Source organism: Vibrio sp. 10N.247.311.49, assembly GCF_041467655.1.
In the GTDB taxonomy this organism is placed as follows: Bacteria; Pseudomonadota; Gammaproteobacteria; order Enterobacterales; family Vibrionaceae; genus Vibrio; species Vibrio crassostreae_C.
On the sequence record NZ_JBFSVA010000006.1, the window covers coordinates 13781 to 28089 of the forward strand.

Sequence of the window (14309 nt, forward strand, 5' to 3'; positions counted from 1 at the left end):
CTCTTGATCTTTGCAGCTCCTTGATTTCAGCACGCCAAGAGCAAGGTCGATCATGATGAATAAACTGAAGTCATTATTATCTTGGGTTAAATCGGGCTCTCCGTGGATCTGGCTTACGGGCGGGGCGGTGAGCATCAGTATGCTTTCTGTTCTTGGCCTAATGCTGCTGATTGGTTGGAAGGGCTTAACCTATTTTTGGCCCGCACCTTTGTATCAATGGCAAGTTGACTCCAAAGACTTATCGCTAGTGGTCGATCTTGACGAAACCGTATCAAAACAAGATGTATTGGTTGGTCAGTTATATGAACGAAAATACATCCCGATAGAGCAAGTTCCACAAGTCCATGACCTTTTGTCTCCTCAAAATTTGTCGACTGGGCTGATACAGCGCTTAAGCATCAAAGTTGCTAACAGAGAACTGTACCCTGCGGACTTTGTTTCTATTCTGGATGTTAACTTACGTGAACCCACTACCCCGCTTGATTGGGTTGTGATTGAACGAAGTCGAGGTGGTTATTTCTTTGGTAAGCCGGTGGGTTTTAAAACCGCTTCTGGCACCTTTGATTCGAACATAGACCAAAAGCTCGAACAAGGCTTGGCGTTCGCTGATGCGCTACGTAAAGAAACGTCGCGTGTCGTGAACCAAGAAATTCGCAATATCAGCTGGCAATTGGAAAACCTGCGCTTAGAAAAGCGTAAGCTTGAACTCAATGAGTCAGTGAGCGATGAATACCTTAAAACCTATACTCAAACTAAACTGGAATTAAACCGCCAGTTAGGTGAAGCCGAAGTTAAGCTTGAGCACCTTAGAACGCAACTTAATGTCGAAAGCTTACTCGTTGAGGATATGACAGGCGAGCAGGTCGAGATTTCGCTAAGTCACATTCTGGATTATTGGTACCCAAATAATATGTCTTACCTAGAAAAGGTTGGGCACTGGGGCAAACAAGTTTGGAAGTTCTTATCAGAGAACCCACGAGACTCAAACTCTGAAGGCGGTGTGTTTCCTGCTATTTTTGGCACAGTACTGTTGGTTATTCTCATGTCGATCGTCGTGATGCCTCTTGGGGTAGTCGCTGCGATATATCTTCATGAATACGCAAAAAACAACGCACTAACACGTTTAATTCGTATCGCCGTGATTAACTTGGCGGGTGTACCGTCGATTGTGTATGGCGTTTTTGGTTTAGGCTTTTTCGTCTATACCATTGGTGGCTCGATTGATACGTTGTTCTATGCAGAGCGATTGCCAGCACCGACATTTGGTACGCCGGGTCTACTTTGGTCAGCACTAACCTTAGCGGTCTTGACGCTTCCAGTCGTTATCGTAACCACGGAAGAGGGCTTAACGCGTATTCCTAGTGCAGTGAGGCACGGTTCATTAGCGCTTGGTGCGACTCAATTTGAGACGCTTTGGCGCATTGTTTTACCGATGGCAAGCCCAGCGATTATCACTGGTTTAATTTTGGCAATCGCGAGAGCCGCGGGGGAAGTTGCACCACTTATGCTGGTGGGTGTTGTTAAATTGGCATCTAGCTTGCCAGTCGATGGTCAGTTTCCGTATTTACACTTAGATAGAAAGTTCATGCATTTAGGCTTTCATATCTATGATGTTGGTTTTCAAACCTCTAATATCGAAGCGGCACGACCTTTAGTGTATGCGACTTCATTTTTATTGGTTACGGTGATTGTTGGGTTGAACTTAACAGCCATCAATATCCGTAATAACTTGCGTGAAAAATACCGAACCTTAGGACAAGATTAGATGTTCTCGATTAATGAAACCTTGGGTTACCAAGCACCACTTGATGTTCACAATCTGAAGGATGAGCAAATTGCTATCTCGATCGAAGGGCTAAATCTTTACTATAAAGAGAGCCAAGCACTTGATGATATCTCGATGCAGATCCCGAAGGGGCAGGTGACGGCGTTTATCGGCCCTTCTGGGTGTGGTAAGTCGACTCTGCTGCGCTGCATTAATCGCATGAACGATCTTGTTGAAGGCTGTAAGGTTTCCGGGAAAGTGAAGCTTCATGGCAAGAACGTCTATCACCCTAAGGTGGATGTTGCGACCTTACGACGCCGTGTTGGTATGGTATTCCAGCGTCCAAACCCTTTTCCTAAATCTATCTATGAGAATGTGGTTTATGGCTTGAGGCTACAAGGCGTTAGCAACAGCCGAGACCTTGATGATGCGGTTGAACGCTCTCTGCGCGCTGCTGCGTTATGGGATGAAGTGAAAGATCGGTTGCATGAGAATGCTTTTGGTTTATCTGGCGGTCAACAGCAGCGTTTGGTTATCGCTCGTGCGGTTGCGATTGAGCCTGAAGTGCTGTTGTTAGATGAGCCGACATCGGCACTCGATCCGATTTCTACTTTGACGATTGAAGAGTTGATCAACGATCTCAAAACGCAATACACAGTGGTGATTGTTACCCACAACATGCAACAAGCCGCGCGTGTAAGTGACCATACTGCCTTTATTCATATGGGAAAATTGATCGAGTACTCAGATACGGACTCAATTTTTACGTCTCCATTGAAAAACCAGACGGAAGACTACATTACTGGTAGATATGGCTAACCTCTCCAAAGGTGTCATCTAGAGCTAAGTCACTCTACAAAAATGGCTTTCTTCATTTCTTTCAAGGAGCAAGTATGCATTTCGGTCGCCACATTTCAGGGCAATTCAATGTCGAGTTAGAATCGATCCGTACTCATGTATTGACCATGGGCGGGTTAGTGGAGCAGCAACTCTCGTTTGCAATGCAGGCGCTTCATAAAGACGATGTTGAATTGGCCAAAAAAGTGATTCGTGATGACCACAAAGTGAATGCGATGGAAGTGTCGATTGATGAGGCTTGTACTCGAATCATTGCAAAGCGTCAGCCGACAGCGAAGGATCTGCGTTTGATTATGGCGATCATCAAAACGATTACCGATCTGGAACGTATTGGCGATGTTGCTTCTAAAATTGCGCAAGGTGCTATTGAGATCCCTTCAACCAAAGAGCAGAAATTCCACGTATCTTTAGAGCCTCTTTGCCGTCAGGCTATCACCATGCTTCACCAAGTATTAGATGCTTTTGCTCGTATGGATGTTGATGCGGCAGCTGAAGTTCACAAGCTTGATGATAAGTTGGATGCGGAGTACGAGGCCGTTATTCGTCAGTTAATGACCTATATGATGGAAGACCCTAAGAACATTCCTAATATTTTGCAGGTGATGTGGTCAGCGCGTGCGATTGAGCGAGTGGGAGACCGCTGCCAAAATATCTGCGAATACATTATTTACTTTGTGAAGGGTAAAGATGTACGTCACCTAGGCGATCAAAGCCTTGATGACGCACTCAAATAGAGCTTATCTTTAGAAGCTAATTATTGCACCAAGATTGAAATTGACCGTTGTGTCGTAAGGCACAAAGGTTTTGTTGTGATCAAAAATATTCATATCAACACCAGCACGTAATCCAAGCATTGGTGTCGCTTGGTAAACGTAGGCCCCGCCTAGGCTTATACCATGTGTTGTTTTCTCTTCTACTTCGCCTGAGCGCGTTTTCGTACCGTCATAACTTGCCACGCCAATTTCAGCCTGAAAGCCGTGGATTTGGTTTCTTCCAAACATGTTTTGCTTCGTAACAGGTTTAAATCAAGAGAGCTGAATAAGTCTTTAGCCATATCTATCCATGAAAATTTTCTGCGCTATTAAATCTAATATACGTCAGTCAGTTAGATTAGTCAGCGAGGTTCTCTGGATTTATGCTGGCGACTATTGCCCTAAGCGGTGAGGGCGGCTCTCACATCAGATATCTTACTCGCATCTGTCACTGGGATCTGATAATCATCAATATTATCACTGCCCATTTGAGCACTTGAGTTGTTTTCCATTAGACTCGGCCTTGTCGATTTACCTGAAAGGTGAAGAGCAGGTACTTGGGTAGCGCTTTGAATCATTTTGGCATTCGCAGCGTTAACGCCAGCCCCCGCCATGATATCAATTCGTCCATCGGCTTGTTTGACCATTGCAGCCAATACATCGATACCTTGCTCAGCATTAGCAGCAAGCCCTGATGTCAGGACTCTTTCGCATCCAAGTGTAATGATTTGTTCTAATGCTGCTTGGAAATCAGAGCTTTGATCGATGGCTCTGTGGAAGGTAATCCCAAGCTTTAACGAGTGCGCTTTGTCAGCCAGTTGTTGCATCTTTGGCATATCAATACTTCCGTTCGGCGCTAACACACCAAGTACGACCCCATCCAATCCTGCATTTGCACAAGCTTCAATATCTTCAAGCATACAGAGCATATCGTCATCATCGAAAATAAAGTCGCCTTGTCTTGGGCGTATCATAGCGTAGACCGGAACCGACGAAACTATTGCCGCTTGTTTCATCATTCCGAAGCTTGGAGTTAATCCGCCAAGTGCTAATGAAGAGCAAAGCTCAATTCGATTCGCGCCACCAGATAGTGCGGTATGAAGAGATTCTAAGTTATCGATACAGACTTCAATTTCGGTGTTCATCGTGTTTATCCGTTCAAAAAGATACTGATGAAATAATAGCAATCTAGGTGTGATTCTGAATAGATGGGGATAAGGGAAAATAGAGGTAAAGTTTAGGTTTATCGCTACCTCAATTATCTATTACAAGAGTCAGTCTAGGGGAGCGAGGAGGGGGAAAACAAAAAGCCCGAAGCGTTAACTTCGGGCTTTTAATAGGACTTTACTTCTTAACTGATTGGCGGTGCGCTTTGCGCTATTAGCTTATGCTTTATGTCTCTTTAAAGAGAATCTTCCAACCATTAACCCGCGTTGAGTTCGGGCTTAAGAGGTAATTACTTGCTTAGGTCGTCAGCGTGCTCAGATAGGAATGCTGCAACACCTTTTGGAGATGCGTCCATACCTGATTTGCCTTCTTCCCATTGTGCAGGACAAACTTCACCGTTCTTCTCGTGGAAGTTTAGTGCGTCTACCATGCGTAGCATTTCGTCGATGTTACGACCTAGTGGAAGATCGTTAACTACTTGGTGACGTACAAGACCGTCAGCGTCGATTAGGAAAGAACCACGGAAAGCAACGCCTGCTTCTGGGTGCTCAACATCGTATGCTTTGCAGATCTCGTGCTTAACGTCAGCAATTAGAGGGTATTTAACTTGACCAATACCGCCATCAGCGATAGCAGTGTTACGCCATGCGTTGTGAGAGAATTGAGAATCGATAGAAACACCGATTACTTCAACGCCTTTAGCTTGGAAATCTTCAAGACGGTTGTCGAAAGCGATTAGCTCTGAAGGACAAACGAAAGTGAAGTCTAGTGGGTAGAAGAAAACTACAGCTTTCTTACCTTTAGTGAATTCTGCGAAGTTGAAGTTATCAACGATCTCACCGTTACCTAGAACAGCTGCTGCAGTAAAGTCAGGGGCTTGACGACCTACTAGTACCATTTTGGAATCTCCTAAAAAATTAGTTGGCCCAACACATCTTTGTTTGGGCTCCGTTTCTACGGGACAAACTATAGTACAATCGGTACTATAGAAAAAAGCGAATTAAATAGATTAAGTTAATCGAAAAAAGCGATAAGCTTATTCTTTGTCCTGTCCTTAGGTCGAATGACCTTTACCTAACTTATCCTACTCATATTACAAAGTAATTTCATGAATAAATGGCCAAGTCTTAAGCAACTTCACTATCTTGTTACTCTTCACGAAACTCGTCATTTCAGTGATGCCGCAGATCGCTGTTTCGTCAGTCAATCTACGCTAAGTAAAGGCATTCAAAACCTAGAAGAGCTGATTGGTTGCCCGCTTTATGAGAAGAAAGATAAAAAGAGCCCGCTAGTTTTCACGCAAGCAGGTGAGCTGGTGGTCAAGCACGGTCGAGAGCTACTAGCGAAAGGACAAGATCTCGTAGAGCTTGGAAATCTATGTAACGGGGATGCGATGCAAGGGCAGCTGCGAGTCGGGTGTATTCCTACTATAGCGCCGTTCCTTTTGTGCGATTTGGTACAGGAAGCCAACCAGCGCTTTCCACAATTAAATTTGCTGTTACGTGAAGACACAACGACCAACCTATTGGCTGCGCTGCGTCATGGAGACTTAGATGTGCTGATTCTGGCTTTGCCTGTCGATATCGACAATATGGAAAGCCAAGTTGTTGGGCAAGACCCTTTCCGGATGGTGATCAGTCGCAATCAAGCTGATGGTATTCGCGTTCCGATTAAATACGATGACCTGCCAGACGAATCTGTATTTTTGTTGGAGAACGAGCATTGCTTAACCGAGCATGCTGTGTCGGCTTGTAAGTTAACGGATAAAGAGAAGATCAACCCGTTCACTGCGACGAGCCTTCACACATTGGTGCAAATGGTGGCCAATGGTTTAGGAACCACCTTTATTCCGCAAATGGCGATCGACCACGGTTTATTGGAAAACCAGAATCTCGTTGTGATCGATCCTCCTGGTCAGCAGGCCTACCGAGATATTGGCCTTGTCTGGCGACCAAGCTCTTCGCGTCGTGAGACATTCCATCAATTAGCGGATGTGGTATCTGAGCTTCTATAATAATCCGCTGCGACAACAATCCCTCTGAGCGGCTGAATTGGCCGCTCTTCTTTATATCAATTCCGAGCGTTACTCTACTTCTGCTTCTTCTGGCTCTACTTCTTCTTGCAGCTCCAGTAAATTGATCGCTATCGTGACAAAATCGCTGTCTGTAATAATGCCTACTAGTTCGTGGTTTTCTACGACAGGTAAACAGCCCACTTTATGTTTCTGCATGTAGATAGCCGATTCTTTTAATCCTGCACGCGGCTCTACCGACATAACACTTTTGTGCATGATGTCGTTGAGGGGAGTAGCAAGAGTAAAAGATTGAGCTTGTGGGATGTTTTGTAGGCTGGATTCTTGAGCGGCGAGAACGTCTCGTTGTGTGACGACACCTAGTAGTTGCCTGTCGGAATCGACGACCGGAATATGGCGGATATCAAGTGCTTCCATCATGTGCTTAGCATCGGCCAGTGAATGTGAGCGCAATAGGGTATGAGGGTTGCGAGTCATCATATCTTCAACCTTGATCATACGAACCTCCTTCTTTTTTATTTGTTGCTATTACTATAGTTTTTTATCCAAAAAATAACTGAGATCTGACGCATTCTTGGGTGAGTTTTATGCAACTAATTCTTTAGCTTGAGGAGGTGAATCAGTCGCATTATTTTACGCCTCTTTACAATAATCCAGTGCTGTAAACCTTGCTATTGCGGCTCGTGTGCCTATACTAGCCCACTGCGAAATTTTTAGTCGTGTTTGCGATGTGTTTCTGGTAACGATTGACTTACCGTAACGATTATCCAGCAACTACGATTTATGATTCGTCAACGGCACAAATCTCATCAACTAAGACAAGACTAGACACATGCAAGTTTCAGATTTTCACTTTGACCTACCAGATGAACTCATTGCTCGCTACCCTCAAGAGGAGCGTACAGCAAGCCGCCTGCTTAAATTAGATGGCAACAGCGGTAACCTAGCTGATGGTTCGTTTAAAGACGTTTTAGACTTGGTTGAGCCAGGCGATCTTGTTGTTTTCAATAACACTCGAGTGATTCCAGCTCGTGTATTTGGTCGCAAGGCATCAGGCGGTAAGCTTGAAGTGCTGGTTGAACGTATGCTTGATGAGAAAAGCATTCTTGCGCATGTTCGTTGTTCTAAATCACCGAAGCCGGGTACCAAGTTGTTCCTTGGTGAGAACGATGAATATGAAGCTGAAATGGTGGCGCGTCACGATGCGTTATTCGAAATCCATTTCACATCTGATCAAAGCGTTTTAGAGATTCTTAACAGTGTTGGTCACATGCCACTGCCTCCTTACATCGATCGTCCTGATGAAGATGCAGATAAAGAGCGCTACCAGACTGTCTATAATGAAAAGCCGGGTGCGGTTGCAGCGCCAACAGCAGGCCTTCACTTTGATGACAAGCTAATGGCTGACATGAAAGAAAAAGGTGTTGAGTTTGCTTACGTGACGCTTCATGTTGGTGCTGGTACGTTCCAGCCAGTAAAAGTTGATAATATTAACGATCACCACATGCATGCTGAGTACGTTGAAGTGCCGCAAGAAGTGGTTGACGCCGTAGCTGCAGCAAAAGCCCGTGGCGGCCGTATTATTGCTGTTGGTACAACATCAGTACGCTCACTAGAAAGTGCAGCTCAAGATGCATTGAAGAAAGGCACTGAGCTCGTTCCTTTCTTTGGTGATACAGAAATCTTCATCTTCCCTGGCTATGAATACCAGTTGGTGGATTGCTTGATTACCAACTTCCACTTGCCAGAATCAACACTGATTATGTTGGTGAGTGCATTTGCTGGCTACGACAATGTGATGGGCGCATACGATCACGCAGTGAAGAGTGAATACCGTTTCTTCAGCTACGGCGATGCTATGTTCATCAATAAGAAAACGAGCTAATTTAAGCAGGTTTAAGCGATACAAAAATTTACGGGTGCTAGCAGTAAGCTAGGAGTCGGGCAGGGTGTCTGTCTAATCTCTCGCAAGGAATACGCGACCGCTCCTCATAGAACCCACTAGACTGAACTTTTGTTTGGCCTAAGGTTCTGAATTAACAGTCAGATTGTTTCTCTGGCATATTGGAGGCTTCGTGAAATTAAAATACGAACTTAAAAAAACTAATAGCGGCGCACGTCGTGGTCAACTTCAGTTTGAACGCGGTACCGTTGAAACCCCAGCATTCATGCCTGTAGGTACTTACGGTACTGTTAAAGGTATGACACCTGAAGAAGTAAAAGACACAGGTGCTGAAATCCTATTAGGTAACACATTCCACCTATGGCTACGTCCTGGTCAAGAAATCATGAAAATGCACGGTGACCTGCACGATTTCATGAACTGGCACGGTCCTATCCTGACTGATTCAGGCGGCTTTCAAGTATTCAGCCTAGGTGCAATGCGTAAAATCACTGAAGAGGGTGTTCATTTCCGTAACCCTGTAAACGGTGACAAGATCTTCATGGACGCTGAGAAGTCTATGGAAATCCAAAAAGATTTAGGTTCAGACATCGTAATGATCTTCGATGAGTGTACGCCTTACCCTGCGACACACAAAGAAGCAAAAGACTCAATGGAGATGTCTCTTCGTTGGGCTGAGCGTTCACGTAACCACTTCGACAAACTTGAAAACCCGAACTCACTGTTCGGTATCGTTCAAGGTGGCGTGTACGAAGACCTTCGTGATGTATCCGTTAAAGGCCTAACAGAAATTGGTTTTGACGGTTACGCAGTAGGTGGCCTAGCAGTAGGCGAACCAAAAGAAGATATGCACCGCATTCTTGAGCACACATGTCCTCAACTGCCAGAAGATAAGCCACGTTACCTAATGGGCGTAGGCAAACCGGAAGACTTGGTTGAAGGTGTTCGCCGTGGTATCGACATGTTTGACTGTGTAATGCCAACGCGAAATGCACGTAACGGCCACCTGTTTGTGACTGAAGGTGTGATCAAGATCCGTAATGCGAAGCATAAAACCGATACAACACCACTAGATTCAGAGTGTGACTGTTACACTTGTAAGAACTACAGCAAGTCGTACTTACACCATTTGGATCGTTGTAACGAAATCCTAGGTGCTCGACTGAACACGATTCATAACCTGCGTTTCTACCAACGAGTAATGTCAGACATTCGTCAGTCTATCGATGAAGACCGCTTTGAAGAGTTCGTTGCAGAGTTCTACGCAAGAATGGGGCGTGAAGTGCCACCACTAGGTAAAGAATCTTAGTATTTCTTTTTTGCGAGCCCTATCTCTCTTCCGAGTGATGGGGCTTGAAAATAAAGGGATGCGACCCAATTAGACAAACAATTACGAAAATATAAATAGAGGATGTTTTAAATGTTTATTTCTCAAGCTCACGCAGCAGCAGAAGGTGCACCAGCAGGCGGCGGTTTCGAAATGCTTATCATGCTAGGTATGTTCGCTGTGATCTTCTACTTCATGATCTACCGTCCACAAGCTAAGCGTGTTAAAGAGCACAAGAACCTTATGTCTTCTATGGGCAAAGGTGATGAAGTTCTTACAAGCGGCGGCCTAATTGGCAAGATCACTAAGATTGCAGAAGACAGCGACTACGTTGCTATCGAACTGAATGCAAACAACGAAGTAGTTATCAAGAAAGACTTCGTTACAGCAGTGCTACCAAAAGGTACTCTGAAATCTCTATAAACAGCTAGAGGATCCTCGCTGTGCTAAACCGTTACCCGTTATGGAAGTACCTGATGGTGGTGTTTACTATCGCCATCGCTGCGTTGTACGCACTTCCGAATATATACGGTGAAGATCCGGCAGTTCAAGTTACAGGGGCGCGCGGCGCCTCTGTAGATATGTCTACGCTGGATGCTGTCACCAATGCTCTTGAAGCTGAAAACCTTTCTACTAAATCCGTTGCTCTAGAAAACGGTTCCATTCTTGTTCGCTTTAACGATACAGACTCTCAAATTAGTGCTCGTGATGTCATCACTGAAGCATTAGATGAAGACGTAATCGTTGCTTTAAACTTAGCTGCTTCAACTCCTGATTGGCTTGAATCTATTGGTGCTGCACCAATGAAGCTTGGTCTTGACCTACGTGGTGGTGTTCACTTCTTGATGGAAGTGGATATGGACGCTGCGATGCAAAAGCTGGTTGGCCAACAAGAAGAAGCGTTCCGTAGCGAACTTCGTGAAGAAAAAATCCGTTACCGTGCAATTCGCCCATCTGGTAAAGATGCGGTTGAAGTGATTCTACGTAACGCCGAGCAGCTTGCTGAAGCGAAATCGCTACTGCAATCTAAGCACCAAGACATGACGTTTGTAGATTCTGAATCTAATGGTCGTTTTTCTTTGGTTGCTAGCTTCACAGAGGCTCGTCTTCAAGAAATCCGCAACTATGCGGTAGAGCAAAACATTACCATTCTACGTAACCGTGTTAACGAACTTGGTGTTGCTGAACCTTTGGTTCAACGTCAAGGCTCTAGCCGTATCGTAGTGGAATTGCCTGGTGTTCAAGACACGGCTCGCGCTAAAGAAATTCTTGGTGCTACCGCGACGCTTGAGTTCCGTGAAGTGGATAGCAGTGCTGACTTAGCCGCTGCCGCTTCTGGTCGTGCCCCTGCGGGTAGCGAAATCAAGCAAGATCGTGATGGTCGTCCTGTGGTACTTAAGAAGCGCGTTATTCTAGGCGGCTCAAGTATTACTGATGCAAGCTCAAGTGTTGATGAATATGGTCGTCCTCAAGTTAACATCTCGCTAGACAGCGAAGGTGGTAGCAAGATGTCTGCATTCTCTCGTCAGAATATCGGTAAGCTAATGGCAACGGTATTTGCAGAGTACAAAGACAGCGGTCGTAAAACACCGGAAGGTCGAGTTATCTTGAGTAAGCACGAAGAAGTGATTAACCAAGCGACGATTCAATCTGCGCTAGGCCGTAACTTCCGTATTACTGGTATCGATTCGACGGCTGAAGCTCATAACTTGGCACTTCTACTGCGTGCTGGTGCATTGATTGCGCCTATCTCGATTGTAGAAGAACGTACCATTGGTCCATCTATGGGGCAGCAAAACATCGATATGGGTATCATGGCGATGGTTTGGGGTATGGCTGCTGTAATGCTGTTTACGCTGCTTTACTACCGTAGCTTTGGTCTGATTGCGAACGTTGCGCTAATGGCTAACTTGGTGTTGATTATCGGTGTGATGTCGATGATTCCGGGGGCTACCATGACCCTGCCAGGTATTGCCGGTATCGTATTAACGGTCGGTATGGCGGTTGATGCGAACGTTCTGATCTTTGAGCGTATACGTGAAGAGCTTCGAGATGGACGCAGTCCACAACAAGCGATTCACCAAGGTTACGCGAACGCATTCAGCACAATCGCCGATGCCAACATCACCACACTACTAACAGCAATTATTCTATTTGCTGTGGGTACTGGTGCTATCAAAGGCTTCGCGGTAACGCTGTCTATCGGTATCTTGACTTCAATGTTTACAGCTATTGTCGGAACACGTTGTATCGTGAACCTGATGTATGGCGGCAAACGCGTTAAAAAACTGTCGATCTAAGGCTAGGAATTAATATGTTTCAGATTCTAAAAGCAGAAAAAATGATCGACTTTATGCGTTGGTCAAAGGTTGCCTTTTTATTCTCAATTTTGATGATTGGTACTGCCATCTTTACCTTAACAACGAAATCGTTGAACTGGGGTCTAGATTTTACCGGTGGTACCCTGATTGAAGTGGGTTTTGAGCAACCAGCAAACCTACCTGATATCCGTAGTGCACTAGAAGCGGAAGGTTTCGGTGATGCAACGGTACAGAACTTTGGTTCTGCACGTGAGGTAATGGTTCGTTTACGTCCACGTGACGGTGTTGCTGGCGAAACGCTTGGTAACCAGATCCTGTCTGCAATTAAAGATGGTACTGGTGAGCAAGTTGAGATGCGTCGTATCGAGTTCGTTGGCCCTAATGTGGGTGACGAGCTAACAGAAGCGGGTGGCCTTGCTATCCTTGTTTCTCTGATCTGTATCTTGATCTATGTGTCAGTGCGATTTGAATGGCGTTTGGCAGCAGGTGCGGTATTAGCACTGGCGCACGACGTTATCATCACTCTGGGTGTGTTCTCTCTAATGCAAATTGAGGTGGATCTTACCATCGTAGCAGCCTTGCTAACGGTCGTCGGTTACTCCCTCAACGATACCATAGTCGTATTTGACCGTATTCGTGAGAACTTCCGTAAGATGCGTAAGGGTGAAGCACCTGAAGTACTGAACAGCTCAATCACACAAACATTGAGCCGTACATTAATCACTTCTGGTACAACGTTATTCGTAGTTATCGCGCTGTTCGCTCAGGGCGGTGCTATGATTCACGGCTTCGCGACTGCACTTCTATTGGGTATTACTGTTGGTACTTATTCTTCTATCTACGTTGCATCTGCACTCGCTATGAAGTTGGGTATTACGCGTGAACACCTAATGCCACCACAAGTGGATAAAGAAGGTGAAGAGTTTGACGAAATGCCTTAGGCCTTGGCTTACAATTTTCGCTGAACCAAAAAAACCGCTAGGCAACTAGCGGTTTTTTTACGTCTAAATTTAATGGGGAAGCTCAACGCAATTTATTGGCGAATTGAGTTGGACGTACTGTCACTAAGAACCACCATTCTCGTATCTCGTATCTCGTATCTCGTATCTCGTATCGCAGATACAAAAAAGCCTCGCTATATAGCGAGGCTTTGGAATTTCTATGCGCCCTTAAAACAGGGAGCGTTAACGTAAGTTCTGAATTACTTCAGCATACCTTCGTTAGCGTTCTCACGAACGTGCTTAAGAATAGACTTAACACCACGTGCGCTTGAAGCAACAACATTACCAGAAGTCATGTAATCAGTACCGCCAGCAAAGTCAGTCATGATAGCACCAGCTTCACGAGCGATTAGATCGCCAGCTGCTAGATCCCATGGCTTAAGGCCAAGTTCTAGGTAACCATCAACACGGCCAGCTGCTAGGTAACATAGGTCAAGAGCAGGAGAACCTGTACGACGGAAATCAGCACAGTCGATGAATAGACCAGAGATGATCTTCATGAAAGATTCAGAGTGTTGTTTTTGCTTGAATGGGAAACCAGTCGCTAGAACAGTACCTTGAAGGTCTTTTAGTTGAGTAACACGCATACGAGCGTTGTTAAGTTGAGCGCCAGCGCCACGTTGAGCTGTGAATAGCTCGTTTAGCATTGGGTCATAAACACAAGCAACTTCTGTACGACCGTTCATGCGAACAGCGATAGATACAGAGAAGTGAGGGAAACCTTTTACAAAGTTGTTGGTGCCATCCAGTGGGTCAACGATCCATTGTACATCAGAGTCTTTACCTTCAGTCAGGCCTTTCTCTTCAGAAATAATGCTGTGCTCTGGGTAAGATGCTTTGATTGTCTCAATGATCATGTACTCAGCTTCTTGAGCAATGTTAGTAACGTAATCGTTGTTACCTTTTAGAGACGATTCGATCTTATCAGTTGTTTCTAGAGATTTAGCAATATGGTTGCCAGCTTTACGCGCAGCGCGTATCGCAATGTTTAGCATTGGATGCATATGGTTTTTCCCACAAGATGTTAAAGAACAATTTAAAGCGGCGGCGAGTATACCAAAGTTTTACCAAAAGGGAAGTGGTTATTTTTTGAACTCTTGGTTTCACATTACGCGAAGGGTCTGACCATTTTACTTTGCTATGTGTTAATATCTCGCGATTATTTTTAAAGTGGTGTCATATA

General features: G+C 45.0%; 13 protein-coding genes and 1 pseudogene. 9 read left to right on the plus strand and 5 right to left on the minus strand.

Annotation, left to right across the window (positions count from 1 at the left end; genetic code table 11):
• The first annotated feature begins 55 nt into the window (after positions 1–55).
• From pstA to phoU, 3 genes are all read left to right on the plus strand, one after another.
• The gene (gene pstA / locus AB6E54_RS08170) at positions 56–1765 is read left to right on the plus strand and encodes a phosphate ABC transporter permease PstA (protein ID WP_029235348.1); all 1710 of its coding nucleotides are present in this window, start codon (positions 56–58) and stop codon (positions 1763–1765) included.
• On the plus strand, positions 1766–2584 hold the full coding sequence (pstB, locus tag AB6E54_RS08175; protein ID WP_009848269.1) for a phosphate ABC transporter ATP-binding protein PstB: 819 nt from the start codon (positions 1766–1768) through the stop codon (positions 2582–2584).
• A 74-nt stretch (positions 2585–2658) separates the two neighbouring features.
• Positions 2659–3357 (plus strand): phosphate signaling complex protein PhoU, encoded by a 699-nt coding sequence (gene phoU, locus AB6E54_RS08180; protein ID WP_009848270.1) that lies wholly within the window; start codon positions 2659–2661, stop codon positions 3355–3357.
• 9 nt (positions 3358–3366) lie between these two features.
• On the opposite strand, the pseudogene AB6E54_RS08185 reads toward phoU, so the two are convergent.
• From AB6E54_RS08185 to AB6E54_RS08195, 3 genes and pseudogenes are all read right to left on the minus strand, one after another.
• Positions 3367–3630 (minus strand): annotated as a pseudogene (locus AB6E54_RS08185) (hypothetical protein); the annotation flags it as partial.
• Between the two features lie 146 nt (positions 3631–3776).
• On the minus strand, positions 3777–4520 hold the full coding sequence (locus AB6E54_RS08190) for a copper homeostasis protein CutC (RefSeq protein WP_372105933.1): 744 nt from the start codon (positions 4518–4520) through the stop codon (positions 3777–3779).
• Between the two features lie 311 nt (positions 4521–4831).
• Positions 4832–5440, minus strand: a complete 609-nt coding sequence (locus tag AB6E54_RS08195) for a peroxiredoxin C (RefSeq protein WP_017062526.1) — start codon at positions 5438–5440, stop codon at positions 4832–4834.
• Positions 5441–5650: 210 nt separating this feature from the next.
• Between AB6E54_RS08195 and AB6E54_RS08200 the strand changes: the two genes are divergently transcribed.
• Positions 5651–6556 (plus strand): hydrogen peroxide-inducible genes activator, encoded by a 906-nt coding sequence (locus tag AB6E54_RS08200; RefSeq protein WP_017062525.1) that lies wholly within the window; start codon positions 5651–5653, stop codon positions 6554–6556.
• Positions 6557–6625: 69 nt separating this feature from the next.
• On the opposite strand, the gene AB6E54_RS08205 is transcribed toward AB6E54_RS08200, so the two are convergent.
• Positions 6626–7072, minus strand: coding sequence for a CBS domain-containing protein (locus AB6E54_RS08205; RefSeq protein WP_017062524.1), 447 nt, complete (start codon positions 7070–7072; stop codon positions 6626–6628).
• A gap of 334 nt (positions 7073–7406) precedes the next feature.
• Between AB6E54_RS08205 and queA the strand changes: the two genes are divergently transcribed.
• The 5 genes from queA (at position 7407) to secF (ending at position 13066) form a co-directional block, all read left to right on the plus strand.
• On the plus strand, positions 7407–8459 hold the full coding sequence (queA, locus tag AB6E54_RS08210; protein WP_017062523.1) for a tRNA preQ1(34) S-adenosylmethionine ribosyltransferase-isomerase QueA: 1053 nt from the start codon (positions 7407–7409) through the stop codon (positions 8457–8459).
• A gap of 190 nt (positions 8460–8649) precedes the next feature.
• Positions 8650–9786, plus strand: a complete 1137-nt coding sequence (tgt, locus tag AB6E54_RS08215; RefSeq protein WP_017056177.1) for a tRNA guanosine(34) transglycosylase Tgt — start codon at positions 8650–8652, stop codon at positions 9784–9786.
• Positions 9787–9897: 111 nt separating this feature from the next.
• Positions 9898–10227, plus strand: coding sequence for a preprotein translocase subunit YajC (gene yajC, locus AB6E54_RS08220; protein WP_010440492.1), 330 nt, complete (start codon positions 9898–9900; stop codon positions 10225–10227).
• Positions 10228–10247: 20 nt separating this feature from the next.
• A complete protein-coding gene (secD, locus tag AB6E54_RS08225) occupies positions 10248–12104 on the plus strand; it encodes a protein translocase subunit SecD (protein ID WP_081325187.1) in 1857 nt (618 codons plus the stop codon).
• Between the two features lie 14 nt (positions 12105–12118).
• Positions 12119–13066, plus strand: coding sequence for a protein translocase subunit SecF (gene secF / locus AB6E54_RS08230; RefSeq protein ID WP_004735089.1), 948 nt, complete (start codon positions 12119–12121; stop codon positions 13064–13066).
• 260 nt (positions 13067–13326) lie between these two features.
• Here the strand turns inward: secF and suhB are convergent, their stop codons facing one another.
• Positions 13327–14130, minus strand: a complete 804-nt coding sequence (suhB, locus tag AB6E54_RS08235; protein WP_017062836.1) for an inositol-1-monophosphatase — start codon at positions 14128–14130, stop codon at positions 13327–13329.
• Positions 14131–14309 lie beyond the last annotated feature (179 nt).